Raw genomic sequence first — 25,991 nt, 5'->3', positions numbered from 1 at the left:
GTGTCAGGCAGCTGATCGGCCCCGGGCCTGCACCGGATTGGCTCGATCACTGTGCATGTCCGGCCCGCTGCACGGCTTTGTGCTGAATTTTCAACCATTGCGGGACCTGACCTTGATTGGGGTCAAATCCGTAACGCGGGAATCAGGGTAGCCTTGTCACAATACCCAGGGCCGGGCGGCTTTGATCGATACGCCGGGCGCCTGTTTCTCGACATGCCACCCACGCAAATCCCAAAGGTATTCCCATGGCCAAGACACAAACCGCCCCCAAATCCGCCAATGCACTGGAAGGCCCGGCGCAGGCCCTGCTGTCGCTTAGCCCGCTGGCCGGTCCCCAGCTTCACCAGTTCTGGGAGATCCAGGAAAAGCTGCTGAAAGAGACCGAAGCCTTCACCAAACACTGGTTCGAGCGGCGCCATACGGCGGCGCGCACGGCGCTCCAGGCCACCGCCGCGATTTTTGAGAAAAGCCCCGGCGATCCCGCCGCCGCGAAGGTGTTGCGCGATTGGCAGATGCAATCCGCCGAACGGGTGAGCGCGGACATCCAGGAATGGATCGACCTCTGTACCCGCAGCGCCGAACATGTCGCCTCGGGCGAGGCGGTTGCAAACAAGGAAACCATGGACGCGGTTTCCGAAACCATCAAGGATGCAGGTCATCGCCACTCGACCCCGGTGTAATCCGCAACAGTATGATCCGCGACGGGGCTGACGCACAAAGGACGCAGACAGCCACGTGACGGAGACGGAAATGACACAATCCACGGGCGCTGCGCCCCACGGTCTGCCCACCGGTCTGCCACATGGCCTGCCGGTGGCAGATATTGTTGCGGCGCTGGCCTCGGATCCGGCACGGGGCCTTGCTGCGGCGGAGGTCGAAGCCCGACGCGCGCGTCACGGGATGAACCGTCTGCGCGCGCAAAAACCGCATAGCGCATGGGGACTGCTGGCGCATCAGTTCCGCAGCATCATCATCTGGCTGCTGGCGGCGGCATCGGTGCTGTCCTTTGCCTTTGGCGATCTGGCCGAAGGTTTCGCGATCCTTGTCGTCATTCTGTTCAACGGCGCCATCGGGTTCTTCACCGAGCTGCGCGCCGTGCGCTCGATGGAGGCCTTGCTGCGCATTGCCGAGGTGCAGACCCTGGTGCGCCGCGACGGCCATGTGCAGCGCATCGATGCCCGCGCGTTGGTGCCGGGCGATATCGTGATCCTGGATGCGGGCGATGTGATCACCGCCGATCTGCGCCTGCTGAAGGCCTCCAACCTGCAAAGCGACGAATCTATTCTGACCGGGGAATCCCTGCCGGTCGCCAAGGGCACCGATGCGCTGCCACCGAAAACCGATGTCGCCGACCGCAGCAACATGGCCTTCAAGGGCACCGCCATCACCCAGGGCGCCGGAGAGGGGATCGTGACCGCCACCGGCATGGAGACCGAGATCGGCCGGATCAGCGCCCTGACCGAAGAAGCCCAGGCCGAGGTCTCTCCCCTTGAACGGCGGCTGGATCGGCTGGGGCACCGGCTGGTCTGGCTGACGCTGGGCCTTGCGGTGCTGATGGTGGTGGCTGGCGTGATGCGCGGCCATGCGCTGATCGACATGATCCGCACCGGTACGGCACTGGCGGTGGCCGCCGTCCCCGAAGGGCTGCCCATCGTCGCCACCCTCTGCCTGGCGCGTGGCATGTGGCGGATGGCGGCGCGCAATGCGGTGATCACCCGGCTGTCCTCGGTCGAGACCCTGGGCGCCACGACGCTGATCCTGACCGACAAGACCGGCACGCTGACCGAAAACAAGATGGCGGCGGTGCGCTATCTTCTGGCCGGGGGTGATCTGCGCCTGGAAGGCAGCGGAACCGCCCCGCAAGGGGATCCACGCTTTGACCTCGCCCTGCGCATCGGCGCCCTGTGCAACAACGCCGAACTCGCCCATGGCGATGGGGCAGCCGAGGCCAGTGGCGAACCGATGGAGATCGCCCTCTTGCGGCTTGCAAGCTCTCAAGGGGTTGCGCGGCAAGAGCTGTCGCACAGCCTGCCCGAGGTGGCCCAGCACGCCTTTGACCCCGACCGGCAGATGATGGCCACCGTGCACGCGGACGGGCCTGATTTCTTCTACGCGGTAAAGGGCGCGCCCGAAGCGGTACTGGCGATCTGCGATCACGCATATGGTCAGGGCGGGCCGGTGCCGCTGGATGCCACCGCCCGCCAGGACTGGGAGGCCCGGCAAGGGGCCGCCGCGCGCGAAGGCCTGCGGCTGCTGGCTCTGGCCTGCAAAAGTGCCGACAGGGCCGATACCGATCCCTATTCGGGTCTCACCCTGGTGGGGTTGGTCTGCTTCCTTGATCCCCTGCGCGCCGATGTCCCCGCTGCGATCCGCGCTAGTCTGGACGCAGGCGTGCGGGTGGCGATGATCACCGGAGACCATGCCGCCACGGCTGAGACCATCGCCCGCCAGGCCGGGCTGGAAGAGGGCGGATTGCATGTCATCGAAGGCAAGGAACTGCGCGATCTCGATCCCGAGACCGCAGATCCCGCCCTGCGCGACCGGGTGCTGGCGGCAGATGTCTTTGCCCGCGTGGCACCCGAAACCAAGCTGAGCCTCGTCCGCCTGTTCCAGAAGGCTGGCCATGTGGTCGCCATGACCGGAGACGGGGTGAACGATGCCCCAGCCCTGAAGAAATCCGACATCGGCATCGCCATGGGGCAGCGCGGCACCCAGGTCGCGCGCGAGGCTGCCGTTGTGGTGCTGAAGGACGACGCCTTTGGCACTCTGATCGATGCCATGTGGCAGGGGCGGGTGATCTTCGACAATATCCGCAAGTTCGTGGTCTACCTGATGTCCTGCAATGTCAGCGAGGTGCTGGTGGTCGGCATCGCCGTCGGCGCAGGCCTGCCCGCGCCGCTGTTGCCACTGCAGATCCTGTTCCTGAACTTGGTGACGGATGTTTTCCCCGCCTTCGCGCTGGGGCTGGGCAAGGGCGACCATGGGGTGATGGCCCGCCCGCCCCGCGACCCCTCCGAACCCATCGCGGGCCAACCCGAATGGACCTGGATCGGGGTGTTGAGCCTGTTGATTACCCTGGCCACCCTCTCGGCCTTTGTGCTGTCACTGTTCTGGCTGCAACTGGAAGAGGCGCAATCGGTCACCGTCGCCTTCCTGACACTGGCGCTGGCGCAGCTGTGGAATGTCTTCAATGTGCGCAGCGCGGAGGGGCGGCTGTTGGCAAATGAGGTCACCGGCAACCCCTATGTCTGGGCAGCACTGGCCCTGTGTTCGGCCCTGATCGCATCTGCGCTATGGTTCCCTGCGCTGGCCGGGCTGCTGCGCCTGCCCGATCCCGGACCCGCCGGGCTTGCCCTTTCTGTCGCCCTCAGCCTGCTGCCCTTGCTGATCGGGCAGATCCTGCTGCTTACGCGCAAGACCGATAGAGACTAGGTGCAGGATCAATTGGTCCTGAGCCTAGGAGAGATGCTCGGCAAGATAGTCGACCATATGATCGAAACTGTCCATCGCGCCATAATCCGCCTCGGGCATCTTAAGCGCAAACCGCTTGCCCAGCGCGGTGACCAGATTCAGGAAATCGATGGAATCGATATCGAACTCATCGCGCAGATCCGCGCTGCGGTCGATCTCGTCCAGCGGAATATCCGGGGCGATCCGGACCAGTTCTTCGCCAAAGGCCTGTGCGATGTCGTCACGTGTCATAGGGTTTCGGGCTCCTGCAGAAATCGGTCGATGGCGCGCAGGAACAGCGCGCCGCGGTGGCCGTCGCTGACGCGGTGGTCGGCGGCCAAGGTGAGGGTTGCGATCTGGCGCGGCATCACCGTGCCGTCCACCACCCAGGGGCGCAGAGCGGGCGTGCCGATGCCGACAATGGCCACCTGCGGCGGGTAGATCACGCCAAACAGCCCGTCGATCCCGCGATCGCCAAGGCTCGTCAGGGTGATGGTGGCATCCGACAGCTCCCGCGCCTTGAAGCGGCCCGCGCGCACCCTGGCGATCAGGTCGCGCATCTGCACCATCAGGGTGTCGTGCTCTTGCCCGGCCACATCAAACAGCGCCGGCGCCACCAGCCCGCCGCCGCGCAGGGCGATGGCCAGGCCGATATGAGCGGCCTCCGCCGGGGTAAATATGTCCTTCTCGAAATGCCCGTTGAACTCAGGATATTTCTTCAAGGCCCGCGCCATGGCGCGCAGGTAGAAGACCGGTGGCAAAAGGCGCTCCTCGGGCGCGCGACCGGCGTTCTCTTCCGCGATGAACTCGGTCAGTGCGGTCAGATCCACCTGATGGGTCAGATAGAAATGCGGAATCTCGCGTTTGGAGCGCGACATGGAAGCCGAAATCGCCTGCCGCATGGCGCTGAGACCCGTCTGTGACTCGGGCCTATCGCCCGCCTTGAGATGCGCCGCCACATCGCCGTGCCGGATCGGCTGGCCGGACGTCACCGGGATCGTGCCAAGCTCCACGCCCTTCTCAGCCGCCAATCGCCGCGCCGCCGGGGAAGCCGCCACACGCGTGCCGCCGGAGACAGGTCTGGGGACGGGCGCTGGTTCAGGCGCCTGTTCCACCACTTGCGGCATAGGCTCTGGCTGCGGTGGGGCGGCCTGCTCCGCTTCCTCTTCCCCGGTATCGATCCGCGCCAGCGGCGTGCCCACGGGAACCCGCTCGCCAATCGCCACCAGCCACTCGGTGACTGTACCGGTCGCGTAACATTCGATCTCGATCGCACCCTTCTGGGTTTCCACCACCGCGATGATATCGCCGCGCGCAACCGGTTGACCGGGGGCGATCACCTGCTCCATCAGCGTACCCGCCTCCATATCCGCACCCAGCGAGGGCATGAGAAACGCGCTCATGGCGCCTCCCCCATCACGCGGCGGGCGGTCGTGATAATCTCGGCCACCTGCGGGATCGCGGCCTGCTCCAGATGGGCGGCATAGGGGATCGGCACCTCGGCGCTGCAGACGCGCGCCAGGGGAGCATCGAGATCCCAGAAGGCTTCTTCGGCCAGGAGCATGCCGATCTCGGCCGCGAGGCTGCCAGTCTTCCAGCCCTCGTCCACCATCACCGCGCGGCGGGTCTTGCGCACCGAAGCCAGGATCGTCTCACTGTCCAGCGGCCGCAGGGAGCGCAGGTCGATCACCTCGGCATTGATCCCCTCCTGCGCCAATGCCTCGGCAGCCTCCAGCGTCTTGAACAGGGAGCCGCCATAGGTGATCAGCGAGATATCGGTGCCGTCCCGCCGCACGACGGCGTGGTCGATATCCACCGCTCCGGCGTTCTCGGCCAGCTCGCCTTCGCGATTGTAAAGCATGACATTCTCGAAGATCAGCACCGGGTCCGGGTCCTCCAGCGCGGTCCAGAGCATGCCCCGCGCATCCTCCAGCGTGGCGGGCGCCAGCACCCGCAGCCCCGGAATATGGGCGTACCAGCCTTCCAGCGAATGCGAATGCTGCGCCGCCAGCTGGCGGCCCGCACCGGTGGCCATGCGGATCACCACGGGCACACCGAACTGGTTGTTCGACATGTGGCGGAAGGTGGCGGCGGTGTTGAGGATCTGGTCCAAGGCGAGCAGCGAGAAGTTGACCGTCATCACCTCGACGATAGGGCGCATCCCGGCCATCGCGGCGCCAATCCCGGCGCCGGTGAAACCGGATTCAGACAGGGGCGTGTCGCGGATGCGATCCTCGCCGAACTGATCAAGCAAACCTTTGGAGACCGCATAGCAGCCGCCGTAGCGCCCCACGTCCTCTCCCATCAGGAACACGCGGGGGTCGCGAGTCATCGCATCAACGATCCCTGTGCGCACCGCCTCGCGGTAGGTGGTGGTCACCGTGGTGCCGGGAGGTGCGACCTCGGGCGGCGCAGGCCGGTCCGGCGCCATGACATAGTGGGTGAGGTCTGCCACGGGTTCCTCGGTACCGGCTTCGGCAAAGGCGACGGCCTCGGCAATCTCGGCGTCCACTTCGGCGGTGATCTCCTCCACTTCTCCGGCATGGAGCAGGTTGTTGTCCTCGGCCCAGGTCTGAAACCGGACAATCGGCCCCTTGGCGCGCCAACCCTCGACCTCTTCCTTGGGGCGGTATAGCTGCGCGTCGAACATGGAGTGGGCGCGGAACCGGTAGGTGCGGCACTCCAGGAACTGCGGTTTGCAGGTCTCGGCGATGGCCTTCAGCGCCTTTCGCGCCGCGCCTTCGACCGCGACGACATCCATGCCGTCCACCACGTGGGCGTCGATGCCATAGCTGGCGGCCTTGGCATGGATGTCGGTCTGCGACTCCGAACGCTCCAGCGCCGTGCCCATGGCGTAACCGTTGTTTTCGCAGACGAACAGCACCGGCAGATCCCAAAGCGCCGCCAGGTTCAGGCTCTCGTGGAACTCGCCTTCCGCCACGGCGCCCTCGCCAAAGAAACAGGCGGTGACGGCGCCTGTGCCCTGCATCCGATCCGCCAGCGCCAGCCCCGTGGCCAGAGGCAGACCGCCCCCGACAATGGCATTGCCGCCATAGAAATTGTGATCGCGGCTGAACAGATGCATCGAGCCGCCCCGCCCCCCGGCGCAGCCCTCCGCCTTGCCGTACATCTCGGCCAGGACGCTGCCCATGGGGATGCCGCGCATCAAGGCGTGGCCGTGTTCGCGGTAGGTGGCCACCACCCGGTCCCGTTCTTCAAGCAAGGGGATGATGCCCGCCGCGATTGCCTCTTCCCCGTCATAAAGATGCAGGAAACCGCGGATCTTTTCGCGGGTGTACATCTCGGCGCAGGTGTCCTCAAAGCGCCGGATGCGGATCATCGCCTTCAGAAGATCGCGCAGATGCGCGTGATCGAGACGGGGTTTCACATGATCGATGCTCATGACTCGTCGCTTTCCAGGGTGGAGATATCGCCCTCGGGCAGGCCCAACTCGCGCGCCTTCAGGAGGCGGCGCATGATCTTGCCGCTGCGGGTCTTGGGCAGGTTCTGGCGAAAGGCGATATCTTTCGGGGCCACCGCCGGTCCCAGATGTTTGCGGGCATGACCCAGAAGATCGAGCCGCAGATCCTCGGACGGCTCATACCCCGGTTTCAGCGCCACATAGGCCTTGACCAGCTCACCGGCGGTCTCATCGGGAATGCCGATGACGCCCACCTCGGCCACGGCGGGATGCTCCATCAGGGCGCTTTCCACCTCGAAGGGACCAATCAGGTGGCCTGCGCTTTTGATCAGGTCATCGGCGCGGCCCACGAACCAGAAATAGCCATCAGCATCGCGCATGGCGAGATCGCCGGTCAGATACCAGCCATCGCGGAAACATTTGTCGTATCGCGCCTGTTCATGCAGGTAGCCGCGCATCATCGAGGGCCAGCCCGCCCGCAGCGCCAGCTCTCCCATGGCACCGGGTTCCGTCACCTCGCGCAGGGCGCCGCTGTCCCCGTCCATTTCGACAATCCCGGCAGTGATCCCCGGCAGCGGCTGCCCCATGGAGCCGGGCTTCACATCCGCCGCGGCGTAGTTCGCGATCATGATGCCGCCGGTTTCGGTCTGCCACCAATTGTCGTGGAAGGGCTGGCCGAAACTCGCGTTACCCCAGATCACCGCTTCGGGATTCAGGGGCTCGCCGACGCTGGCCATGAAGCGCAGGGCAGAGAAATCATACCCCTGCATCGCCTCGGTTCCCGCCTTCATCAGCATGCGGATGGCGGTCGGGGCCGTGTACCAGACGGTGACGCGCTCGTTTTGCAGGATGTCATACCAGCGGGTTACATCGAATTCCGCCTCGTCCACGATCATCGAGGTCCGGTTGGTGAGCGGCGCCACGATCCCGTAGGAGGTACCAGTGACCCAGCCCGGATCGGCGGTGCACCAGTAGATGTCCCCCGCCCGCAGATCCAGCGCGATATGGCCGGTCCAGTTATGGGCGACAACGGCGTCATGCACATGCACGACCCCCTTGGGTTTCCCGGTGGTGCCAGAGGTGAAATGCAGCAGCGCGGTCTCTTCGGGGTCCATCGGTTCGGTTTTGAAATGATCCGGGGCAACGCGCATCAGATCCGCCAATGGCAGCGTATTCTCGGCGGCGTCATCGATGACGAAGACCTGGCGCAGATCCGGCAAATCCGGGCGCAGCCCCTTGACCTTGCGTTTGTAAAGCCGCGCGCTGGTGACCAGAGCATTGGCCCCGCCGATCTCCATCCGCGCCCGGATCGGCTCGGGGCCGAAGGCCGAGAACAGCGGACAGAAGGTGCAACCTGCCTTCAGCGTGCCAAGGGCCGCGATATAAAGCTGCGGCACCCGCCCCAACAGCGCATAGACCCGATCACCCTTCTGAAAGCCCTGCGCGCGCAGTACATTGGCAAAGCGATTGGCCTCGCGCTGCAGGTCGCCATAGGTGAAGTCATGCCGCTGCCCGGACTTTGTGATCCAGCGCAGCGCAAGTTGATCTGCATAGCCTGCACTGACATGGCGGTCCACGGCCTCATGGGCGATGTTCATCTTGCCACCGGGCAGCCCATCGATCAGCGCCCGCCCCTGCTGCCACGAAAAGGCAGCACTCAGGGCGTCATAATCGGTCATGTTGGAGACGATCCTGACACCGTCCGATTTGGTGATCCGGGTCTCTTCCATAGGTACTCCCCCTGGTTCCACCGTAGCGAGCATAGGTGGAAAATCCACAGCCGCAGATGACCAAGATCAAGGCGCAGCCGGTTTCCCCGACTGCGCCCGCAACGCAAAGAGCTGGTGCTGAGGGGTGCCCTACGCCCTGCCGCCGCGCGCCACCCAGTAGATCGCCGGGATCACCAGAAGCGTCAGCGCGGTCGATGTCGCCAACCCGAACAGCAGCGAAATCCCCAGCCCCTGGAAGATCGGATCGACCAGGATGAAGGCCGCGCCGGACATGGCGGTGATCGCGGTCAGGAAGATCGGCAGGAAACGCACGCCCCCCGCCGCCAACAGCGCATCATGCAAGGACCGCCCGTTGTCCTGTTCGCGGCGGATGAAATCCACCAGCAGGATCGAGTTGCGCACGATGATACCCGCAAGGCTGATGAAGCCGATCATCGAGGTGGCAGTGAAGGGCGCGTTCATCGCCCAGTGTCCCAGGGTGATCCCGATCAGGGTCAGCGGAATCGGCGTCATGATCACCAGCGGCAGCTTGAAGCTGCGGAACTGGCCGACGATCAGGAAATAGATCCCCACCAAGGCCGCGCCAAAGGCCGCACCCATGTCGCGGAAGGTGACATAGGTGACCTCCCATTCGCCATCCCACAGCAGGATCGGTTTGCTTTCATCCATGGGCTGGCCGTAGAGGGTGACCTGGGGTGTCATGCCCTCGGGCCAGTCGCGGGCGTCGATCTCCTCCTGCACCGCGATCATGCCGTAGATCGGCGCCTCGAAACGGCCTGCCAGATCGGCGGTGACCATCTCTAGGTTCAGACCGTTCTTTCGGAAGACAGGCCAGGAGCCCTGCTCGACCGAGACCCGCACCACCTCGCCCAGTTCCACGTTGCCCTGACCGATGCCTGCCGGACCACGGGCGGCCAAGGGCGTTGCCAGCAGGGATTCGGTCACCTGGCGGCGTTCCTCACTCAGCTTCATGCTGATCGGGATCGGCCGCACCCCGCCACCGCGCTGGGAATAGCCAACGGTGGTGCCGTGGAACAGCAGCGACAGCGTGTCATAGACCGCGCTTTGCTCCACCCCGTGGAAATCGAGGCTGGCCTGGTCGATCTCGATCCGGAGCCGTTCCGGCGGGCGGCCAAAACTGTCATCCACATCGACGATGAAATCCACGTCCCGGAAGATCTCCTTCAACCCCGTCGCCACCTCGCGCCGGGTGTCGGGATCGGGGCCATAGACCTCGGCCAGAAGGGTCGCCAGCACCGGCGGGCCGGGCGGCACTTCCACCACCTTGACCGAGCTGCCTGCGGGCAGGTCAACCGCCGCAAGGCGTTCCCGCAGTTCCAGGGCGATGGCATGGCTTTGGCGGTCGCGCTCTTCGGAATCGGCCAGGTTGATCTGCAGATCGCCCAGCTCTGGATTCTGGCGCACGAAGTAGTGCCGCACCAGCCCGTTGAAGTTGAAGGGTGCAGCGGTGCCCGCATAGGCCTGGATGCTTTCGATCTCGGGAATCTCCCCGGCGGCGCTGGCCAGCGCGAACAGGGCGCGCTCGGTATCCTCCAGCGTGGCGCCTTCCTGCAGATCGACGATCACCTGCACCTCGGACTTGTCGTCAAAGGGCAGAAGCTTCACCACCACCGACTGGGTGCCAAACAGCGACACCGACGCGCCGGTGCCCACGAAGACGAGGATCAGGAAGATGGCTGCCCCCGTGCGGCTGGCCAGCAGGGGCCGGGCGATGGCGCGATAGATCCGCGCCATGCGGGTGTCTTCGCCATGGCCGTCCTCGCCGCCGCCATGCGCAGCAGCAGTACCCGGTGTCTTGCGCTGAAGCCGCAGCATGATCCAGGGCGCAAAGACCACCGCCACAAAGAAGCTGAGGATCATCGCCGCCGAAGCATTGGTGGGAATGGGGCTCATGTAGGGGCCCATCATGCCCGAGACAAACAGCATCGGCAGCAGGGCGAATACGATGGTGAGCGTTGCAATGATGGTCGGGTTGCCGACCTCCGCGACACCACGCAGAGCGACCTTGGTCTTGTCGCCGGTAGGATCCAGCCGCCAGTGGCGGGCGATGTTTTCCACCACCACGATGGCGTCATCCACCAGGATCCCGATCGAGAAGATCAGCGCAAACAGCGACACCCGGTTGATGGTGAACCCCATCAGGTAGGAGGCGGCAAAGGTCATCAGGATGGTGGCGGGAATGATGATCAGCGTCACCACCCCTTCGCGCCAGCCGATGAAGACCACGATCATCAGGAAGATCGACACGCTGGCCCCGGCAAGATGCGAGAACAGCTCATCCGATTTCTTCTGCGCGGTCTCGCCGTAGTTGCGGGTGACCTCCACCTCCAGCGCATCGGGCAGGAAGTCGCGCTTGGCGATCTCCAGCCGCTGCAGCAGCTCCTCTGCCACGTTGACCGCATTGGCCCCTTCGCGCTTGGCAAAGGCAAGCGAGACCGCCGGGCGCGGCGTCGCCTCACCGGGGTGCAGGGTCCAGGCGCGGTTGTCGGCATCGGCGGGGGCAATGCTGACGCGGGCAACATCCTTCACATAGACCGGCCGCCCGTCCCGCGTGGTGACAAGAAGCAGGCCAAGGTCGGGCTGACCCACCAGGCTTTGTCCGCTGAGCAGATCCAGCGAGGCGCCGGTCTGGCGCACCCGGCCCAGCAGCTCGGACCGGTTGGCGTTGCGCACCTTTTCGGCCAGTTGCTCCAGCGTGACGCCATAAAGGGCCAGCGCGGCGGTGTCGGGTTCCACCCGGATCTCGGTGCGGCTGTCTCCCACCATATAGGTGCGGCCCACGTCCTCGGCCTTGGAGAGTTCCGACATCAGCTGCGAGGCGACCTCGCCCAGGTTGGCCCTGTCCCACCGCTCTGCCACATCGCGCGGTAGATCCGCGCGCGGGGCGAGTGACAGGACCAGGATGGCGACGTCGTTGACCCCGCGCCCGATGATCAGGGGCTCCGGGATGCCGATGGGAAGCTGGTCGAAATTGGCGCGGATTTCGGAATGAACGCGCAGGATGGCGTCATCCTCGGGCACGCCCACCTCAAAGCGGGCGGTGGCCATCACCCGGTCATCAAAGCTCTGACTGTAGACATGTTCCACCCCCGGCAGCCGCGTCAGCAGCGCCTCGATCGGTTTTGCAACCAGTTCCACCGCGTCATCGGCGGCCAGTCCGTTGGCCTGGATGAAGACATCCACCATCGGCACCGAGATCTGCGGCTCTTCCTCGCGCGGCAGCATGAGCAGCGCCACGAAACCCAGGATCATGGAGGCGATCAGCAGCAGCGGCGTCAGGGGAGAGTTGATGAAGGCACTGGAGATCGACCCGGCAATGCCAAGGGATTCCGATTTTTCGTCGGTCTGAGAGGTCTCGGTGCTCATTGTTGCGCCGCCTCATATGCACTCAGCCGATCGCCGGGTTTCAGCCCTGCCAGCACCTCTATGCCGCCATCGACGGGCACACCGGGCTGGACCACCACCTCGACCTCGCTGTCGAGCCGCGCGAAGGTCACCCCGTTGCGCTGCTGCAGGTAACCGTCCGGCACCACGATGGCCGGGCGCTGGCCGGTGGCGATCAGCAGCCGCACCCGTTCCCCCACAAAGAAATCACCCAGGCCCTCGGCCTCCACATCCACCACGACCTGACCGGCGACCAGCTCGGGGTAGATCTTGGCGATACGGCCATCGCTGTGCACCTCGGTATTTGTCAGCGCCCCGCGCGCCAGGATGCGCACGGTGTCACCGGCGCCCAGGTAGCGGGCGTGGCGTTCGGGCAGCTCGGTGCGCAGCACGAAATTCTCGGTCGCGATGGTGGCAACGGTTTCACCCGGATTGACGAACATCCCATCGACCACCGGCACGCTGAGGATCCGCCCCGCTTCGGGCGCGCGCACGATGCCTTCGGCCTGCCGGGCCAAAAGCAGATCCCGCTGCGCCTGCTGTGCGGCCAGGTTTTCCTCCGCCACATTCAGCGCTGTCTGGGCCTGATCCACCGCGGTTTTCGGAGAGGCGCCGCGTTCGCGCAGTTCCAGAACACGGGTCAGATCGATTTCAGCCAGGGCGATCTGCGCCTCCAGCGCACGGATACCGGCTTCGACCCCGGCAATTTCGAGCGCCAGCTTTTCATCCTCGACCCGGGCCAGCACCTGCCCCGAGGCCACGCTATCGCCCTCATCCGCGCTCAGCTCCACAAGGCTGCCGGACAGGCGCGCCCGCGCCAGCGCGCGTTTCACGCTCTGCACCTTGCCAAAGACCGGTCGCCAATCCGAAACCTCGCGCAACTCCACGTCAAAGGATTGCGCCGAGACGGCCTGCCCGATCAGCAGGCACAACACCGGCAGCATGGCCGACAGCGAATAGACAGGGAGCAAAAGGCGCATATTCAATCCTCTTCGGGGCCTGGGGACGCGCAGCATCCAAGATGCGCTCCATTAGTTTTGACCGACACATTCGGCGAAATCAATGTATTGGGCTTTGACTTGGCTCAAGCGAGCTTCTCAAAGGTTTTTGCAAAAACAAAGCCCATGACATGTATAATTCACGGTAGTTTTCGCCCTCGAGGTGGTCGGTTTCCCATGGGTGCAGCGCCGACTACCGCACCGTTATTTGCCATTGTCGTGAGCTGTCCGCGCAATGGCATTGGCAATCCCGCGCAATCTGGGAGATAACCCCGACGACAAGGTGAGACGGACAAGGAAAGAGGACGTCAGATGGATCGCGCCCAGATCGTGCATCAGAATTTTCTGGACCGGGTCACGGCAGGAGAACTGCCGACCGGGGCCCCACCACGAAAGGGGCTGCCTGCCGATACCGCCGTCGCCGTCTATCGCGCCCAGGTGCTGAGCCGGGCGCTGGATCTGACCAGCCGCGCCATGCAGAAGGCGGGTGAGGGGTTTTATACAATCGGATCCTCGGGGCATGAGGGCATGGCCGCCGTCGCCCGTGCCCTGCGGGCCGATGACATGGCCTTCCTGCATTACCGCGATGCGGCCTTTCAAATTGCCCGCGCCGATCAGGTGCCAGGGCAGCGCATTGCCTGGGACATGCTGCTGTCCTTTGCCTGTTCCTCCGAGGATCCCACTTCGGGCGGGCGGCACAAGGTGCTGGGATCGAAGGCGCTGATGATCCCGCCGCAAACCTCCACCATCGCCAGCCATCTGCCCAAGGCGGTGGGGGCAGCCTATTCGGTGGGCGCCGCCAAACGCCATCGCCCCGAACATCAGGTCCTGGCCGATGACAGCATCGTCATGTGTTCCTTCGGCGATGCCTCGGCCAACCACTCCACGGCGCAGGGCGCGATCAACACCGCAGGCTGGACCTCGGTGCAGTCGATCCCACTTCCGCTCCTGTTCGTCTGCGAGGATAACGGCATCGGAATTTCCACCAAGACGCCCACCGGCTGGATCGAATCCTCGATGGCGGGGCGGCCCGGCATCAAGTATTTCAAGACCGACGGGCTGGATATCTTTGAGGCCTACGCCACCGCGCTGGAAGCCGCCGAATATGTGCGGACCCGCCGCAAGCCCGCCTTCCTGCACCTTCGTACCGTGCGCCTTTACGGCCATGCCGGCGCTGATGTGCCCACCACCTACCTGTCGAAATCCGAAGTTGAATCGGATGAGGCGAACGATCCCCTGCTCCATTCGGTGCGCCTTCTGGCCGAGGCAGGCGCGCTTCAGCCGCAGGAAGCACTGAAGATCTACAATGACACCTGCGCCCGCGTCGAACGCATAAGGGCCGAGGTGGTCACCCGCCCGCATCTGAAAACCGGCGCCGATGTGGCCGCCAGCCTGATCCCGCCCGCGCGGGTCTGCGCGCCCACCAATGGCGTGCCGCCAGAAAAACGTGCCGAGACCTTTGGCAGCGACATGCGCGCCATGGAAGAACCTCAGCCGATGTCCCGACTGATCAACTGGGCGCTGACCGACCTGATGCTGGAGCATGGCGAAATCGTCATGATGGGCGAGGACGTGGGCCGCAAGGGCGGTGTCTATGGCGTGACGCAGAAGCTGCACCAGCGGTTCGGCCCCGACCGGATGATCGACACGCTCCTGGACGAACAATCCATCCTGGGCCTCGCCATCGGCATGGGGCACAACGGCTTCCTGCCGATGCCGGAAATCCAGTTCCTCGCCTATCTGCACAACGCCGAAGACCAGATCCGCGGCGAGGCGGCGACGCTGCCGTTCTTCTCGAACGGGCAGTTCTCCAACCCGATGGTGCTGCGCATTGCAGGGCTTGGCTATCAGAAAGGCTTTGGCGGCCATTTCCACAACGACAACTCGCTGGCGGTGCTGCGCGACATTCCGGGGATCGTGATCGCCTGCCCGTCGGATGGGGCCGAGGCCGCGATGATGATGCGCGAAGCAGTGCGATTGGCGCGCGAGGAGCAGCGGGTGGTGGTCTTTGTCGAACCCATCGCGCTTTATCCGATGCGCGACCTGCATGAGGCCAAGGACGGCGGCTGGATGCGGAGCTACCCGGCCCCGGATCAGCGGATCGGGATCGGCGAGGTCGGAGTCCACGGGGACGGCACCGATCTGGCCATCGTGACCTATGGCAACGGGCGCTATCTTTCGACGCAGGCCAAGGCCGAACTGGAGGCAAAAGGCATCAAGACGCGCATCGTCGATTTGCGCTGGCTGGCTCCGCTGCCGGCAGAGGCGCTGATTGAGGCCACCAAGGGCTGCAAACATGTGCTGATCGTCGATGAATGCCGCACCACCGGCAGCCAGTCCGAAGGGTTGATGGCGCTGTTCACCGAAGCAGGCGTCACCTCCCTCGCACGCCACGCTGCAGGCGATTGCTTTATCGCCACCGGGCCTGCCTATGCCGCGACGCTGCCCTCGAAGGAGAGCATTCTGGCCGCCGCCCTTGACCTGACCGGAGGCGCCAAATGACCCGAACCGCCGTTCTGATCTGCCCCGGCCGGGGCACCTATAACAAACCGGAACTCGGCTACCTGCACCGCCACCACGGCAACAAGGCGGCGTTGTTTGCGGGCTTTGACGCCCTGCGCGCCGCCGCCGGTCAGGAGGAGGTCACCACACTGGACGGGGCGGAGCGTTTCTCGGTCGCGACGTATTCGCGCGGAGATATCGCTTCGCCGCTGATCTATGCTGCATCCCTCGCCGATGCGCAGTCCTTGGCGAGCGATATCGAGGTGGTCGCGGTCACCGGCAACTCCATGGGCTGGTATATCGCGCTTGCCGCTGCGGGTGCGCTGAGCGCGGACGATGGCTTCACCGTGGTGAACACCATGGGCACGCTGATGCAGGAGCAATTGATCGGCGGCCAGCTGGTTTACCCTTTCACGGGCGGTGACTGGCAGGATGATCCCGCCCGCAAGGCTGCACTGCTGGCGCAGGTGGCAGAGATCAATGCCCGCGCGGGTCACGATCTGGCGCTGTCGATCAATCTGGGCGGCATGCTGGTCTTGGCGGGAAATGAGGCTGGGCTTGCCGCCTTTGAAGCCGCCGTGCCAGTGGTGGATGAGCGTTTCCCCATGCGCCTTGCCAATCACGCGGCCTTTCACACCGCCCTTCAAGCCCCCGTCGCCGCCGAGGGACGCAAACGGCTGGACGCGCAGATGTTCACCCAGCCCGAAGTTCCCCTGATCGATGGGCGCGGACAGGTCTGGTGGCCCGGCGCCACCGATACGCAGGCACTTTGGGATTACACGCTCGGCCATCAGGTGGTGGAGGCCTACGATTTCACCCGCGCAATCCAGAACGCCGCATTGGAATTCGCACCGGACCTGTTCATCGTCACCGGCCCCGGCACCACCCTGGGCAGCGCGGTCGCGCAATCGCTGGTGCACACAGGCTGGCAGGGGATGACAGGCAAGGAGGCCTTCAAGGCACGGCAGGCAGAGGCGCCCTTGCTGATCTCCATGGGAGACGACGCGCAGCGGGCATTGGTCACCGGTTAGAGCCTAGACCGCCCCATGATCGGCGGCGCATTGGCTGTGATCGCCCAGCGCCGTCAGCACCTTGCACTGTCCCCCATTGCCACCATCGCAGAGATGGGCAATGCGCTCCAGCTCCGTCGCAAGCTGCTCGAGCCTCGCAATGCGCGCGCGCACCTGGTCCAGCTGGGCGCGCGCGATGCGGTTGGCCTCGGCGCAATCGGTGCCGAGTTCGCCATCCAGCGCCATCAGCACCTTGATGTCCTCCAGCGCAAAGCCAAGGTCGCGGGCGTGCTTGATGAAGCCCAGCGCCTCCAGCCCCTCCTGCCCATAGCGGCGCTGGTTGCCCGCGTTGCGCCCTGCAGGCGGCAACAGACCGATCTCTTCGTAATAGCGAATGGTGGGCACCTTGACCCCGGTGGCCTTGGACAGCGCGCCGATGGAAAACATCGCGGATCCCTCTTGAACCTCTAGTGACTAGAGCCATTAGGTTGACCTCGAATCGGAACAAAGGACAAGGGTCATGGCAGGATGTTGCGGGCATGAGGCGCGGTTTGACGGGATGTCGGCGGCCTATAAACGGCGCCTGTGGGTGGTGATCGCGATCAACGCGGGCATGTTTGCGGTCGAGATGGGCGCAGGCCAGGTAGCGGGCAGCCAGGCGCTGAAGGCGGACGCACTGGATTTCCTCGGCGATGCGCTGACCTACGGGATCTCGCTGGCGGTCATCGGTGCCAGCCTGCGCACCCGCGCGCTGGCGGCGCTGGCCAAGGGGATCAGCCTGCTTCTGATGGGGATCTGGGTATTTGGTTCGACCCTCTACCACGTCTTTGTGCTGGGCGTGCCGCAGGCCGAGGTGATGGGCGTCATCGGGTTCATGGCCCTGGCGGCCAATCTGACCTCGGTCCTCTTGCTGGCGGCCTACAAGGATGGAGATGCCAATGTGCGCTCGGTCTGGCTGTGTTCGCGCAACGATGCCATCGGCAATGTGGCGGTGATGATCGCGGCGCTGGGGGTCTGGGGCACCGCCACCGGCTGGCCGGACCTGATCGTGGCCGGGATCATGGCCGGGCTGTTTCTGAATTCGGCCTGGCAGATCCTGGTGCAGGCCATTCAGGAACGCCGCGAGGATCTGGCGCATCAGCATTAGGGGAGTGCACGAACCGGCGGGGTGGGCGTGAAGCGCCCGCCCCGTGGGGGGCGGTTCGGGCGCTGCCCGGGCCTTTGTCCCAGGCGGTCAGAAGGATAGGCCTCTCAGGCAAACAGCCCGGCGTATTCCTCGCGCAGGGCTTTTTTCTGCACCTTTCCCATGGTGTTACGCGGCAGGGCGTCGAGCAGGATCACCTCTTTGGGCTGCTTGAACTTCGCCAGCTGACCCGACAGTGCGGCCTTCACAGCCTCGGCACTGGTGCCTTCGCCCGTGGGAACCACCACGGCCACCACCGCCTCGCCGAAATCGGGATGCGGCACGCCGATCACAGCACTTTCCAGCACGCCGGGCAGATCATCGATCAGGCCTTCCACCTCTTTGGGGTAGACATTGAAGCCTCCGGTGATCACCAGATCCTTTTCCCGGCCGACGATGGTGACATAGCCGTCTGCATCCATGCGGGCCATGTCGCCTGTGATGAACCAGCCATCGGGCAGCAGCTCTTCGGCGGTTTTCTCGGGCATCTGCCAGTAGCCCTGGAACACATTGGCCCCGCGCACATGCAAGACGCCGATCTCGCCCTGCGCCACCTCTTTGCCATCGGCCATGATCCGCGCCTCGACCCCCGGCAGGGGAAAGCCGACGGTTCCTGCGCGGCGCTCTCCGTCATAGGGGTTCGAGGTGCTCATGTTGGTTTCGGTCATCCCATAGCGTTCCAGGATGCGGTGGCCGGTGCGGTCCTCCCATGCCTCATGCGTATCCACCAACAAGGGCGCCGAGCCGGAGATGAACAGGCGCATGTTCTCGGCCCGCTCCCGCGTCAGGCGCGGATCCGCCAGCAGGCGTGTGTAGAAGGTCGGCACCCCCATCAGCGCCGTGGCGCGTGGCATCGCCTCAAGAATCTCATCGGCGTTGAAGCCCTTGAGGAACACCAGCCGCGCGCCCGCCAAAAGCGCCACATTGGTCGCGACGAACAGCCCGTGGGTGTGGAAGATCGGCAGCGCGTGGATCAGCACATCCCTGTCGGTGAACTGCCAGTAATCGCGCAGCATCACTGAATTGGAGGCAAGGTTTGCGTGGCTCAGCATCGCCCCCTTGGAGCGCCCCGTGGTGCCCGAGGTATATAGGATCGCGGCCAGATCGTCCGGCCCGCGTGGCACAGGATCAAAGCCGCCACGCCCCACGACGGCATCGGTCAGGCTGCCAAGGCCCTTGCCATCCAGCGTCACCACGCGGGCATCGCCTGCCACCTCGGCCAGGTCATCGGCGCGGGCGGGATCGCAGACCAGAACGCGGGGGTTGGCATCGCGCAGGAAATAGGCCACCTCGGGGGTGGTATAGGCGGTGTTCAAGGGCAGGAAGACGCCACCCGCCATCACCGTGCCAAGATAAAGCTGGATCGCCTCGATGGTCTTTTCCACCTGCACCGCCACCCGGTCACCGGGTTTGACCCCCATCCCGACCAAGGCCGCCGCGTTGCGCTCGGCCCCTGCAAACAGCTCGCCAAAGGTCATGCTGGCCCGCGCCGGGAAGGTGGCAAAATTGCGCGTCTCATGGGTGATCGAGGCCGCGCGCAGCCGGGAAATCAGGTGGTTGGCGTCATACATCGGCAGCATCCTTTGGCACATGCCGCTATCTGCGCCAAGGCAGGGCGGGAAATCAAGCCATTGGTTCTGGCCGGGTCTAGCAATCGTGTTGGTCCGCTTTGAGCCCACTTTGCCATGTTTTTGCTGTGAAGCGAGTGTAGGCTAAAGATATGCTTCTTTAGAGAAGTGCTTCAGCAACGGGCATGGTAGTTTGGATTCATGGAAATCTGGACGTTAGAGAAAACGCTGAATAGTGGGAATGGAACACGCAACGTAGAGATACGTGCCAGTCCTGATCGCAAGTTGTTTCGCTACTACGAAAACCTTTGGGTTGATGTAAATGAAGACGAACTGCTCTACCATCCGGATGGCGGGTACTGGTCCTGTCCGAACATGTCAGGATACTACGCCAGTCTTGAAGAGTGTGAACGCGGGGCATACTCCAACATAGGTTGGCTTGAGGAAGTATTCTAAGCGAACCCGCGTTTTCATGACGCTTCCGACAGTACCGCTGAAACAGCAGGCAAAGCTTATTTGCTGCGGTCGTCGCAATTGCCCATTTCGCCCACACTGATGTCCAACACGACTAGCAGACATCTCCTTGATCTTTGCCTCGCACAGGCGCAGATTTCCGCACATGACAAAACCCTTAACATCGCATCGACCTGTTCTGGCGATTCTGCTCAAGGTGGCGGCGATCGGCTTGTTCACCATTCTGTCGGCATTGATCAAAGCCGCAACCGAACAGGTTCCGGCGGGGGAGGCGGTGTTCTTCCGCTCCTTCTTTGCGATCCCTGTCATTGTTGTCTGGCTGGCCCTGCGCGGGGATCTGCGGGAAGGGCTGAAGACGAAGAACCCGATGGTGCATGTCTGGCGGGGCTTGGTCGGAACCTCGGCCATGGGGATGACCTTCCTCGGTCTCGGTCTGTTGCCGCTGCCAGAGGTCACCGCCATCGGCTATGCCACGCCGATCTTCACGCTGATCCTGGCGGCGATGTTCTTGGGGGAGACCATCCGCCTGGTGCGCATCACCGCTGTCGCCATCGGCCTGGTCGGGGTGATGATCATGATCTGGCCGCGCCTTGGGTCCGGTGCGGATCTGTCGGACGGGGCGACGCTGGGCGCGCTCTTGGTGCTGGGGGCGACCATCGCGCGGGGGTTCGTGCAGATCCACGTGCGCCGCATGGTGATGACCGAGCCGACCGCCGCCATCGTCTTCTACTTCTCGCTGACCGCTTCGGCCCTGGCGCTGCTGACGCTGCCCTTTGGCTGGGTGATGCCCAGCGCCGAGGTTCTGGCGATGCTGATCGGCGCCGGCCTGGTGGGTGGCATTGCGCAGATCCTTGTGACCTCCTCCTACCGGTTTGCGCCTGCCTCGATGTTGGCGCCCTATGACTATGTCTCGATGATTTTCGCGATCCTGCTAGGATATTTCTGGTTCGACGAGCTGCCAACCTTTGTCATGCTGGCAGGGGCCACGCTGGTGATCGCGGGCAACGCGCTGGTGATCTGGCGCGAAAGCCGCCTGGGGCTGGAACGCGGCAAGGCACGCTCCCTCACCGACCCCAAGGGCGGGTAAGGCAATTGGCCCCGGCAGTTACGCCGAGGCCAATGCTGATTTCGATCTCGGGTCAAAGGGTCAGATGCGGGTGCCCTTGGGATCCAGGGTGATCTTCCACAGCTCCTGATCGGCACGGTCCATCAGGCGCACGGTCATCTGCTGGGTGGCACCGTCGATGTCCACCAGGCCGAAGAACTGCAACCCTTCGGAGGGCGGCAGGTTGGCTTCGCCCTCTTTCGGGGCCTTCACGAACTTGACCTCGGGGCCAAAGGTGCCATCCAGCGCATTCGGGCCAAAGGTGCCGGCATGGAGCGGGCCCGAGACGAACTCCCAGAACGGTTCGAAATCCTGGAAGGCGGCCTTGTCCGGGTTGTAGTAATGCGCGGCGGTGTAATGCACATCGGCGGTGAACCACACGGTATTGTCGATCTTCGCGGTCTTGATGAAGCGCAAGAGGTCGGCGATTTCGAATTCGCGGCCCTTGGCGCTACCGTTGTCACCGTTCGAGATCGCCTCGACCCGCTCGCCATCGCGGACCACAAGGCCGATCGGCATGTCGCAGGCGATGACCTTCCAGGTGGCGGTGGATTGCACCAGCTCACGCTTGAGCCATGCGATCTGCTCGGCACCCAAAAGCGTGGTGGCCTCATCGGCGGGGTTGTCCTGCAGGCCCAAGCTATTGCCCGCACGGTAGCTGCGCAGATCCAGGAAGAAGACGTCCAGCATCGGACCATAGCCGATCTTGCGGTAGACCCGGCCCGGCTCGGCAGGGGTGTAGCTGATCGGGGTCATCTCGTGGAAGGCCTGCGCCGACCGGGACGCCAGCAGATGCACGTTCTTCTCGGTGTAGCGATCATCGCCGCTCAGGTCCTTGGCATCCGACCAGTTGTTCACCACCTCGTGGTCATCCCACTGGAAGAAGGTCGGACACAGGGCGTTCATCGCGCGCACGTGCTCGTCCATCATGTTGTATTTCCACTGGCCGCGGAATTCGTCCAACGTTTCGGCCACTTTGCGCTTTTCGTCGATCAGGGTGGCGTTCTTCCAGATCAGCTTTCCGTCCTTTTCGACCTCATCCTTCATCGGGCCGTCGGCATAGATGGTGTCGCCCGAGTGGATGAAGAAATCGGGGCGGTGCTGGGCCATGGTGGCATAGGTGCGCATGCCTTCGTCATCGATGCCCCAGCCCTGACCGGCGGTGTCGCCCGACCAGGCAAACCGCACATCGCGGCGCGCGGTGGGGGCGGTGCGGAACTGGCCGACGATGGGTTCGGACGTGGCCTGCAGGTCGTTCAGATCCGCCGCCACGAAGCGGTAGAAGATATCCTGATCGGACGGCAGACCGTCCACCATGCGCTTTACCGCGAAATCGCTTCCGGGCAGCGCGTTCATCGGCGTCAGCTGGCGCGCATTGGCAAAGCTCTCGGTGGTGGAGACTTCCATCATCACCCGCGCGGGGCGGTCGGTGCGGGTCCAGATCATGCCGGACATGGTGTTGACGTCACCCGACTGAACACCGTGGGTAAAGATCGGGCGCGCGCCGGCGCGGGAAATCGAAGGCGCCGCCAGCGCGGCGGCAAAAGCGGTACCGCCCGCCAGGAAGGCCCGGCGGCTGGGACGCATAAAGCGATGAGAAGACATGACAAACCCTGTCTGTTGCAATTGGATAGGTGGCGCCAGACAGACCCCGGGAATGTAAAAGTACCACGGGATCAAAATGAAACTTTGGAAAATGTTTTGTGAAGACCGGCGGCTTGCGCTCAGGCCTGGTCGATCCGCGCGCGCAGGGCATTGACCCGATCGCGCAGCTCGATCAGCTCTTCCAGGTCCCCGCCCATTGCCTCGATCACGCAGGTAGAGATATGGCGCGCCTCGCCCTTGAGCCCCGCCCCCTTGTCGGTAAGCGACACGATCAGGCTGCGCTCATCCTGCGGGTTGCGGCGACGGCTCAGGTAGCCCGCGCTCTCCATCCGTTTCAGCAAAGGCGTCAGCGTGTTGGTCTCAAGATCCAGCCGCTTGCCCAGATCGCTGACCTTTTGCGCGTCCTGCTCCCACAGGGCCATCAGCACCAGGTATTGCGGGTAGGTCAGCCCCAAGGGCTCCAACAACGGGCGATACAGCCGCGTCAGCGCGTGGTTCGCCGAGTAGAGCGAAAAACACAGCAGATCGTCGATTGTCAGCGCAGAGGTCATGAGGTGGGTTTATGTCGTGCACGCTTTAATCGCAAGCGCTTGATTTTCGGGATCGGCCTGCTATTTCTATCGTGCACGATATAAAAACGTGCGAGTCAACAAGGAGACGAGATGTCCATCAACGCAATCTACACCGCAGGCGCCACCGCAACCGGCGGGCGCGACGGCAAGGCCAGCATCCACGGCAGCGAGGTCACCCTGGACCTGGATCCGCCAAAGGAAATGGGCGGCGGCGGCAAGGGCAGCAACCCCGAGCAACTGTTCGCCGCGGGCTATGCCGCCTGCTATATCGGCGCGATGAAATTCGCCACCACCCAGGATGCGACCCTGGCCAAGGTTCCCGACGATGTCTCGGTCGATGCAGAGGTCGGGATCGGCCCCAGCGAGAGCGGCGGCTTTGGCCTTGAGGTGAAGCTGAAAGTCTCCATGCCCGGCGTCGACAAGGCTGAGGTGCAGCGCATCGCCGATGCGGGCCACGCCATCTGCCCCTACTCCAATGCCACCCGTGGCAATATCGAAGTCACCACCGAGGTGGTCTGATCGCCTTCCACAAGGCACTCCCGGCACCGCAGGTCCTGAAACTGAAAAAGCGCGGGCCATTCGGTCCGCGCTTTTGCATCTTGATAGCAGCCCAGTGCGATCAGCTGCGCACCAGCGCCTCGTAGGCTTCGGCGATCTCGCGGGTCATCTGACCCACTTCAAACGTGTAGGGGCCGATCTCGCCCACCGGGGTCACCTCGGCGGCGGTGCCGGTCAGCCAGCACTGCTCGAAGCCTTCCATTTCCTCGGGCAGGATGTGGCGCTCATGCACGGTGATGCCGCGATCCTTCAGCATGCCGATCACGGTCTGCCGGGTGATCCCGTTGAGGAAGCAATCGGGTTTCGGCGTATGCACCTCGCCATCCTTCACGAAGAAGATATTGGCGCCGGTCGCCTCGGCCACGTAGCCACGGTAGTCCATGAACAGCGCATCCGAGCAGCCCTTGGCCTCGGCCTTGTGCTTGGAGATGGTGCAGATCATGTAAAGACCCGCCGCCTTGGCGTGCACCGGGATGGTCTCTGGGCTGGGCCGTTTCCATTCCGCGATATCCAGCTTGGCGCCCTGCATCTTGGCGTCGCCGTAATAGGCGCCCCAGCCCCAGACGGCCACCGCCATCCGCACCGGGTTCTTGGCCGAAGCCACGCCCATGTCCTCGCCCGCGCCACGCCAGACCAGGGCGCGCACATAGGCGTCGGTCAGCCCCGAGGCCTTCAGGGTCTCTTCCTTGGCCGCCTCGATTTCATCCACGGTATAGGGCATCGGCATGTCCAGCGCCTTGGCCGAGGCGATCAGACGCTCGGAATGTTCGCGGCTCTTGAAGATCTTGCCGTTATAGGCGCGCTCGCCCTCGAACACGGAGGAGGCATAATGCATCGCATGGGTCAGGATATGCACCTTGGCATCCCGCCATTCGACCATTTCGCCGTCCATCCAGATCAATCCGTCACGGTCATCATATCCGGCCATGCCGCACCTCCCCTAAATCCATCGATGTTTTCATAAGTTGCGCCTGAAATGACCGAACCGGACATATTGTTGCGCCAAAGCTGCGATTCGATACATCTTCACCCTTGGAATGTCAATAACGCTGACTTAAACTGCCTGTGAGAGCAGGCCGGATCACCATCCGGAAGAGTATCATTTAGGGGGGACTGCCATGCCGGAAGGGCGATCAGGGCAGGGATTTGGCGGCGAAAGCCTGTTGTTTCTGACCGATGAGCAGCTGCGCCAGGGGATCGAGGCAATGTTCTTTGCCTATCGGGGCTTTACCGCCGATCCCGACCGGATCCTGGCCGAGATGGCCTACGGGCGGGCGCACCACCGGGCGATCCACTTCATCAACCGCGCGCCGGGCACCACGGTGAACAACCTGCTGACCATCCTCGGCGTGACCAAACAGTCCCTGAACCGCGTGTTACGCACCCTGATCGAGGACGGGCTGGTCGAAAGTCGCATCGGCACCGCCGACAAACGCGAACGTCACCTGTTCCTGACCGACAAGGGCACCGCCCTGGAAACCGCCCTGTCGGACGCCCAGCGCGCCCGCATGCGCGCCGCCTACAAGGAGGCCGGCCCCGAGGCGGTGCAGGGGTTCAAGAAGGTGCTGGAGGCAATGATGGATCCGGACATGCGCCGCGCCTATGCCAAACTGCGGGAAACCGGATCATGAGCAGCCCCGAAGCCCATCTGATGATCGTCGATGACGACGAGCGCATCCGCAGCCTGCTGAAGAAGTTCCTGATGCGGGCCGGTTTCCTGGTCACCGCAGCCCGCGACGGCGCCCATGCCCGGCGGCTGTTGGCGGGACTCGATTTCGACCTGATCATCATGGACGTGATGATGCCGGGAGAGGATGGCGTCAGCCTGACGCGCTCTTTGCGCGAAACCATGGCAACGCCGATCCTGCTCTTGACGGCCAAGGGCGAAACCCCGGACCGGATTGCCGGGCTTGAGGCAGGCGCCGACGACTATCTGTCGAAACCGTTCGAACCCAAGGAACTCTTGCTGCGCGTCAACGCGATCCTGCGGCGCATTCCCGATACGGTAGCCGAGGACAGCGCGCCCAAGGTGCTGCATCTTGGCGACATCCGCTATGATATCGAACGGGGCGAGATGTGGCAGGGCGATGAGCTGATCCGCCTCACCGGCACCGAGGTCCAGCTGATGAAGATCTTCTCGGCCTGCCCCGGCGAGCCGGTCAGCCGTGCCAAGCTGGTCGAGGACCTTGGCCGTGATCGCGGCCAGGCCCAGGAACGCGCGGTGGATGTGCAGATCACCCGTCTGCGCCGCAAGATCGAGGCAGATCCCAAACAGCCGCAATACCTGCAAACCGTGCGCGGCGCGGGCTATATGCTGGCGCCGGATTGACCACAGCATCGCTTCGGGGATTTTCTGAAGGCAGATTGCGCAAAATGGTTTAACCTTTCAGGCAGTGACGCTGCCCGGCCC

Annotated in this window: 20 protein-coding genes; 9 read left to right on the top strand and 11 right to left on the bottom strand. The window is 64.0% G+C overall.

Annotated features, from left to right (window positions below):
* Window positions 1-245 precede the first annotated feature (245 nt).
* Together PXK01_RS06180 and PXK01_RS06175 are read left to right on the top strand one after the other, a co-directional pair.
* Window positions 246-680 (top strand): hypothetical protein, encoded by a 435-nt coding sequence (locus PXK01_RS06180; protein WP_274859285.1) that lies wholly within the window; start codon window positions 246-248, stop codon window positions 678-680.
* A gap of 70 nt (window positions 681-750) precedes the next feature.
* Window positions 751-3,432 (top strand): cation-translocating P-type ATPase, encoded by a 2,682-nt coding sequence (locus tag PXK01_RS06175; protein ID WP_274859284.1) that lies wholly within the window; start codon window positions 751-753, stop codon window positions 3,430-3,432.
* A gap of 24 nt (window positions 3,433-3,456) precedes the next feature.
* On the opposite strand, the gene PXK01_RS06170 is transcribed toward PXK01_RS06175, so the two are convergent.
* The 6 genes from PXK01_RS06170 to PXK01_RS06145 form a co-directional block, all read right to left on the bottom strand.
* Window positions 3,457-3,702, bottom strand: coding sequence for an acyl carrier protein (locus PXK01_RS06170; protein WP_274859283.1), 246 nt, complete (start codon window positions 3,700-3,702; stop codon window positions 3,457-3,459).
* Window positions 3,699-4,853 carry a dihydrolipoamide acetyltransferase family protein gene (locus tag PXK01_RS06165; RefSeq protein ID WP_274859282.1) on the bottom strand — a complete coding sequence of 385 codons (1,155 nt, stop codon included), beginning with the start codon at window positions 4,851-4,853 and terminating at the stop codon, window positions 3,699-3,701. Before PXK01_RS06165 ends, PXK01_RS06170 begins: the two co-directional genes overlap by 4 nt.
* Window positions 4,850-6,853: a pyruvate dehydrogenase (acetyl-transferring) E1 component subunit alpha gene (gene pdhA, locus PXK01_RS06160; protein ID WP_274859280.1), complete on the bottom strand. Its 2,004-nt coding sequence runs from the start codon at window positions 6,851-6,853 to the stop codon at window positions 4,850-4,852. Before pdhA ends, PXK01_RS06165 begins: the two co-directional genes overlap by 4 nt.
* Window positions 6,850-8,601: an acetate--CoA ligase gene (gene acsA / locus PXK01_RS06155; protein ID WP_274846911.1), complete on the bottom strand. Its 1,752-nt coding sequence runs from the start codon at window positions 8,599-8,601 to the stop codon at window positions 6,850-6,852. The genes pdhA and acsA overlap by 4 nt, the downstream gene beginning before the upstream one ends.
* 129 nt (window positions 8,602-8,730) lie before the next feature.
* Entirely contained in the window at window positions 8,731-11,988 is a 3,258-nt protein-coding gene (locus PXK01_RS06150; protein ID WP_274859278.1) for an efflux RND transporter permease subunit, read from the bottom strand.
* Window positions 11,985-12,986 carry an efflux RND transporter periplasmic adaptor subunit gene (locus PXK01_RS06145; RefSeq protein ID WP_274846909.1) on the bottom strand — a complete coding sequence of 334 codons (1,002 nt, stop codon included), beginning with the start codon at window positions 12,984-12,986 and terminating at the stop codon, window positions 11,985-11,987. Before PXK01_RS06145 ends, PXK01_RS06150 begins: the two co-directional genes overlap by 4 nt.
* Window positions 12,987-13,316: 330 nt before the next feature.
* On the opposite strand from PXK01_RS06145, the gene PXK01_RS06140 reads away from it, so the two are divergent.
* Both PXK01_RS06140 and PXK01_RS06135 read left to right on the top strand, forming a co-directional pair.
* Window positions 13,317-15,506, top strand: a complete 2,190-nt coding sequence (locus tag PXK01_RS06140) for a dehydrogenase E1 component subunit alpha/beta (protein ID WP_274846908.1) — start codon at window positions 13,317-13,319, stop codon at window positions 15,504-15,506.
* Window positions 15,503-16,537, top strand: coding sequence for an ACP S-malonyltransferase (locus tag PXK01_RS06135; RefSeq protein WP_274859277.1), 1,035 nt, complete (start codon window positions 15,503-15,505; stop codon window positions 16,535-16,537). Before PXK01_RS06140 ends, PXK01_RS06135 begins: the two co-directional genes overlap by 4 nt.
* A 3-nt stretch (window positions 16,538-16,540) precedes the next feature.
* Here the strand turns inward: PXK01_RS06135 and PXK01_RS06130 are convergent, their stop codons facing one another.
* On the bottom strand, window positions 16,541-16,963 hold the full coding sequence (locus PXK01_RS06130) for a MerR family transcriptional regulator (RefSeq protein WP_274859276.1): 423 nt from the start codon (window positions 16,961-16,963) through the stop codon (window positions 16,541-16,543).
* A gap of 73 nt (window positions 16,964-17,036) precedes the next feature.
* Here PXK01_RS06130 and PXK01_RS06125 point away from each other — a divergent pair, with 73 nt between their 5' ends.
* Window positions 17,037-17,663 (top strand): cation transporter, encoded by a 627-nt coding sequence (locus tag PXK01_RS06125; protein ID WP_274859275.1) that lies wholly within the window; start codon window positions 17,037-17,039, stop codon window positions 17,661-17,663.
* Between the two features lie 104 nt (window positions 17,664-17,767).
* Here the strand turns inward: PXK01_RS06125 and PXK01_RS06120 are convergent, their stop codons facing one another.
* On the bottom strand, window positions 17,768-19,270 hold the full coding sequence (locus PXK01_RS06120) for a malonate--CoA ligase (protein ID WP_274859274.1): 1,503 nt from the start codon (window positions 19,268-19,270) through the stop codon (window positions 17,768-17,770).
* Window positions 19,271-19,886: 616 nt separating this feature from the next.
* Here PXK01_RS06120 and PXK01_RS06115 point away from each other — a divergent pair.
* The gene (locus PXK01_RS06115; RefSeq protein ID WP_274859273.1) at window positions 19,887-20,828 is read left to right on the top strand and encodes a DMT family transporter; all 942 of its coding nucleotides are present in this window, start codon (window positions 19,887-19,889) and stop codon (window positions 20,826-20,828) included.
* Window positions 20,829-20,888: 60 nt separating this feature from the next.
* Here PXK01_RS06115 and PXK01_RS06110 read toward each other — a convergent pair whose 3' ends face one another.
* Together PXK01_RS06110 and PXK01_RS06105 are read right to left on the bottom strand one after the other, a co-directional pair.
* Window positions 20,889-22,451 carry an alkaline phosphatase D family protein gene (locus PXK01_RS06110; protein ID WP_274859272.1) on the bottom strand — a complete coding sequence of 521 codons (1,563 nt, stop codon included), beginning with the start codon at window positions 22,449-22,451 and terminating at the stop codon, window positions 20,889-20,891.
* 119 nt (window positions 22,452-22,570) lie between these two features.
* Complete coding sequence (locus tag PXK01_RS06105; RefSeq protein ID WP_274859271.1) at window positions 22,571-23,002, bottom strand: MarR family winged helix-turn-helix transcriptional regulator; 432 nt, start codon at window positions 23,000-23,002, stop codon at window positions 22,571-22,573.
* A gap of 111 nt (window positions 23,003-23,113) precedes the next feature.
* Between PXK01_RS06105 and PXK01_RS06100 the strand changes: the two genes are divergently transcribed.
* The gene (locus PXK01_RS06100) at window positions 23,114-23,542 is read left to right on the top strand and encodes an organic hydroperoxide resistance protein (protein ID WP_274846900.1); all 429 of its coding nucleotides are present in this window, start codon (window positions 23,114-23,116) and stop codon (window positions 23,540-23,542) included.
* Window positions 23,543-23,642: 100 nt separating this feature from the next.
* Here the strand turns inward: PXK01_RS06100 and PXK01_RS06095 are convergent, their stop codons facing one another.
* A complete protein-coding gene (locus tag PXK01_RS06095; protein ID WP_274859270.1) occupies window positions 23,643-24,509 on the bottom strand; it encodes a branched-chain amino acid aminotransferase in 867 nt (288 codons plus the stop codon).
* 190 nt (window positions 24,510-24,699) lie between these two features.
* Between PXK01_RS06095 and PXK01_RS06090 the strand changes: the two genes are divergently transcribed.
* Both PXK01_RS06090 and PXK01_RS06085 read left to right on the top strand, forming a co-directional pair.
* Window positions 24,700-25,212 carry a MarR family winged helix-turn-helix transcriptional regulator gene (locus PXK01_RS06090; RefSeq protein WP_274859269.1) on the top strand — a complete coding sequence of 171 codons (513 nt, stop codon included), beginning with the start codon at window positions 24,700-24,702 and terminating at the stop codon, window positions 25,210-25,212.
* Complete coding sequence (locus PXK01_RS06085) at window positions 25,209-25,910, top strand: response regulator (RefSeq protein ID WP_274846897.1); 702 nt, start codon at window positions 25,209-25,211, stop codon at window positions 25,908-25,910. Before PXK01_RS06090 ends, PXK01_RS06085 begins: the two co-directional genes overlap by 4 nt.
* The last annotated feature ends 81 nt before the right edge of the window (window positions 25,911-25,991 follow it).

The organism is Phaeobacter sp. PT47_59 (assembly GCF_028890025.1).
Taxonomy (GTDB): domain Bacteria; phylum Pseudomonadota; class Alphaproteobacteria; order Rhodobacterales; family Rhodobacteraceae; genus Phycobacter.
Note: the sequence above shows the minus strand (reverse complement) of the source record. Positions and strands in the feature narration are given on the sequence as shown.

Coding starts and splice junctions, on each gene's coding strand:
- PXK01_RS06180 (WP_274859285.1), top strand. CDS start 246: ATGGCCAAGACACAAACCGCCCCCAAATCCGCCAATGCACTGGAAGGC.
- PXK01_RS06175 (WP_274859284.1), top strand. CDS start 751: ATGACACAATCCACGGGCGCTGCGCCCCACGGTCTGCCCACCGGTCTG.
- PXK01_RS06170 (WP_274859283.1), bottom strand. CDS start 3,702: ATGACACGTGACGACATCGCACAGGCCTTTGGCGAAGAACTGGTCCGG.
- PXK01_RS06165 (WP_274859282.1), bottom strand. CDS start 4,853: ATGAGCGCGTTTCTCATGCCCTCGCTGGGTGCGGATATGGAGGCGGGT.
- pdhA (WP_274859280.1), bottom strand. CDS start 6,853: ATGAGCATCGATCATGTGAAACCCCGTCTCGATCACGCGCATCTGCGC.
- acsA (WP_274846911.1), bottom strand. CDS start 8,601: ATGGAAGAGACCCGGATCACCAAATCGGACGGTGTCAGGATCGTCTCC.
- PXK01_RS06150 (WP_274859278.1), bottom strand. CDS start 11,988: ATGAGCACCGAGACCTCTCAGACCGACGAAAAATCGGAATCCCTTGGC.
- PXK01_RS06145 (WP_274846909.1), bottom strand. CDS start 12,986: ATGCGCCTTTTGCTCCCTGTCTATTCGCTGTCGGCCATGCTGCCGGTG.
- PXK01_RS06140 (WP_274846908.1), top strand. CDS start 13,317: ATGGATCGCGCCCAGATCGTGCATCAGAATTTTCTGGACCGGGTCACG.
- PXK01_RS06135 (WP_274859277.1), top strand. CDS start 15,503: ATGACCCGAACCGCCGTTCTGATCTGCCCCGGCCGGGGCACCTATAAC.
- PXK01_RS06130 (WP_274859276.1), bottom strand. CDS start 16,963: ATGTTTTCCATCGGCGCGCTGTCCAAGGCCACCGGGGTCAAGGTGCCC.
- PXK01_RS06125 (WP_274859275.1), top strand. CDS start 17,037: ATGGCAGGATGTTGCGGGCATGAGGCGCGGTTTGACGGGATGTCGGCG.
- PXK01_RS06120 (WP_274859274.1), bottom strand. CDS start 19,270: ATGTATGACGCCAACCACCTGATTTCCCGGCTGCGCGCGGCCTCGATC.
- PXK01_RS06115 (WP_274859273.1), top strand. CDS start 19,887: ATGACAAAACCCTTAACATCGCATCGACCTGTTCTGGCGATTCTGCTC.
- PXK01_RS06110 (WP_274859272.1), bottom strand. CDS start 22,451: ATGTCTTCTCATCGCTTTATGCGTCCCAGCCGCCGGGCCTTCCTGGCG.
- PXK01_RS06105 (WP_274859271.1), bottom strand. CDS start 23,002: ATGACCTCTGCGCTGACAATCGACGATCTGCTGTGTTTTTCGCTCTAC.
- PXK01_RS06100 (WP_274846900.1), top strand. CDS start 23,114: ATGTCCATCAACGCAATCTACACCGCAGGCGCCACCGCAACCGGCGGG.
- PXK01_RS06095 (WP_274859270.1), bottom strand. CDS start 24,509: ATGGCCGGATATGATGACCGTGACGGATTGATCTGGATGGACGGCGAA.
- PXK01_RS06090 (WP_274859269.1), top strand. CDS start 24,700: ATGCCGGAAGGGCGATCAGGGCAGGGATTTGGCGGCGAAAGCCTGTTG.
- PXK01_RS06085 (WP_274846897.1), top strand. CDS start 25,209: ATGAGCAGCCCCGAAGCCCATCTGATGATCGTCGATGACGACGAGCGC.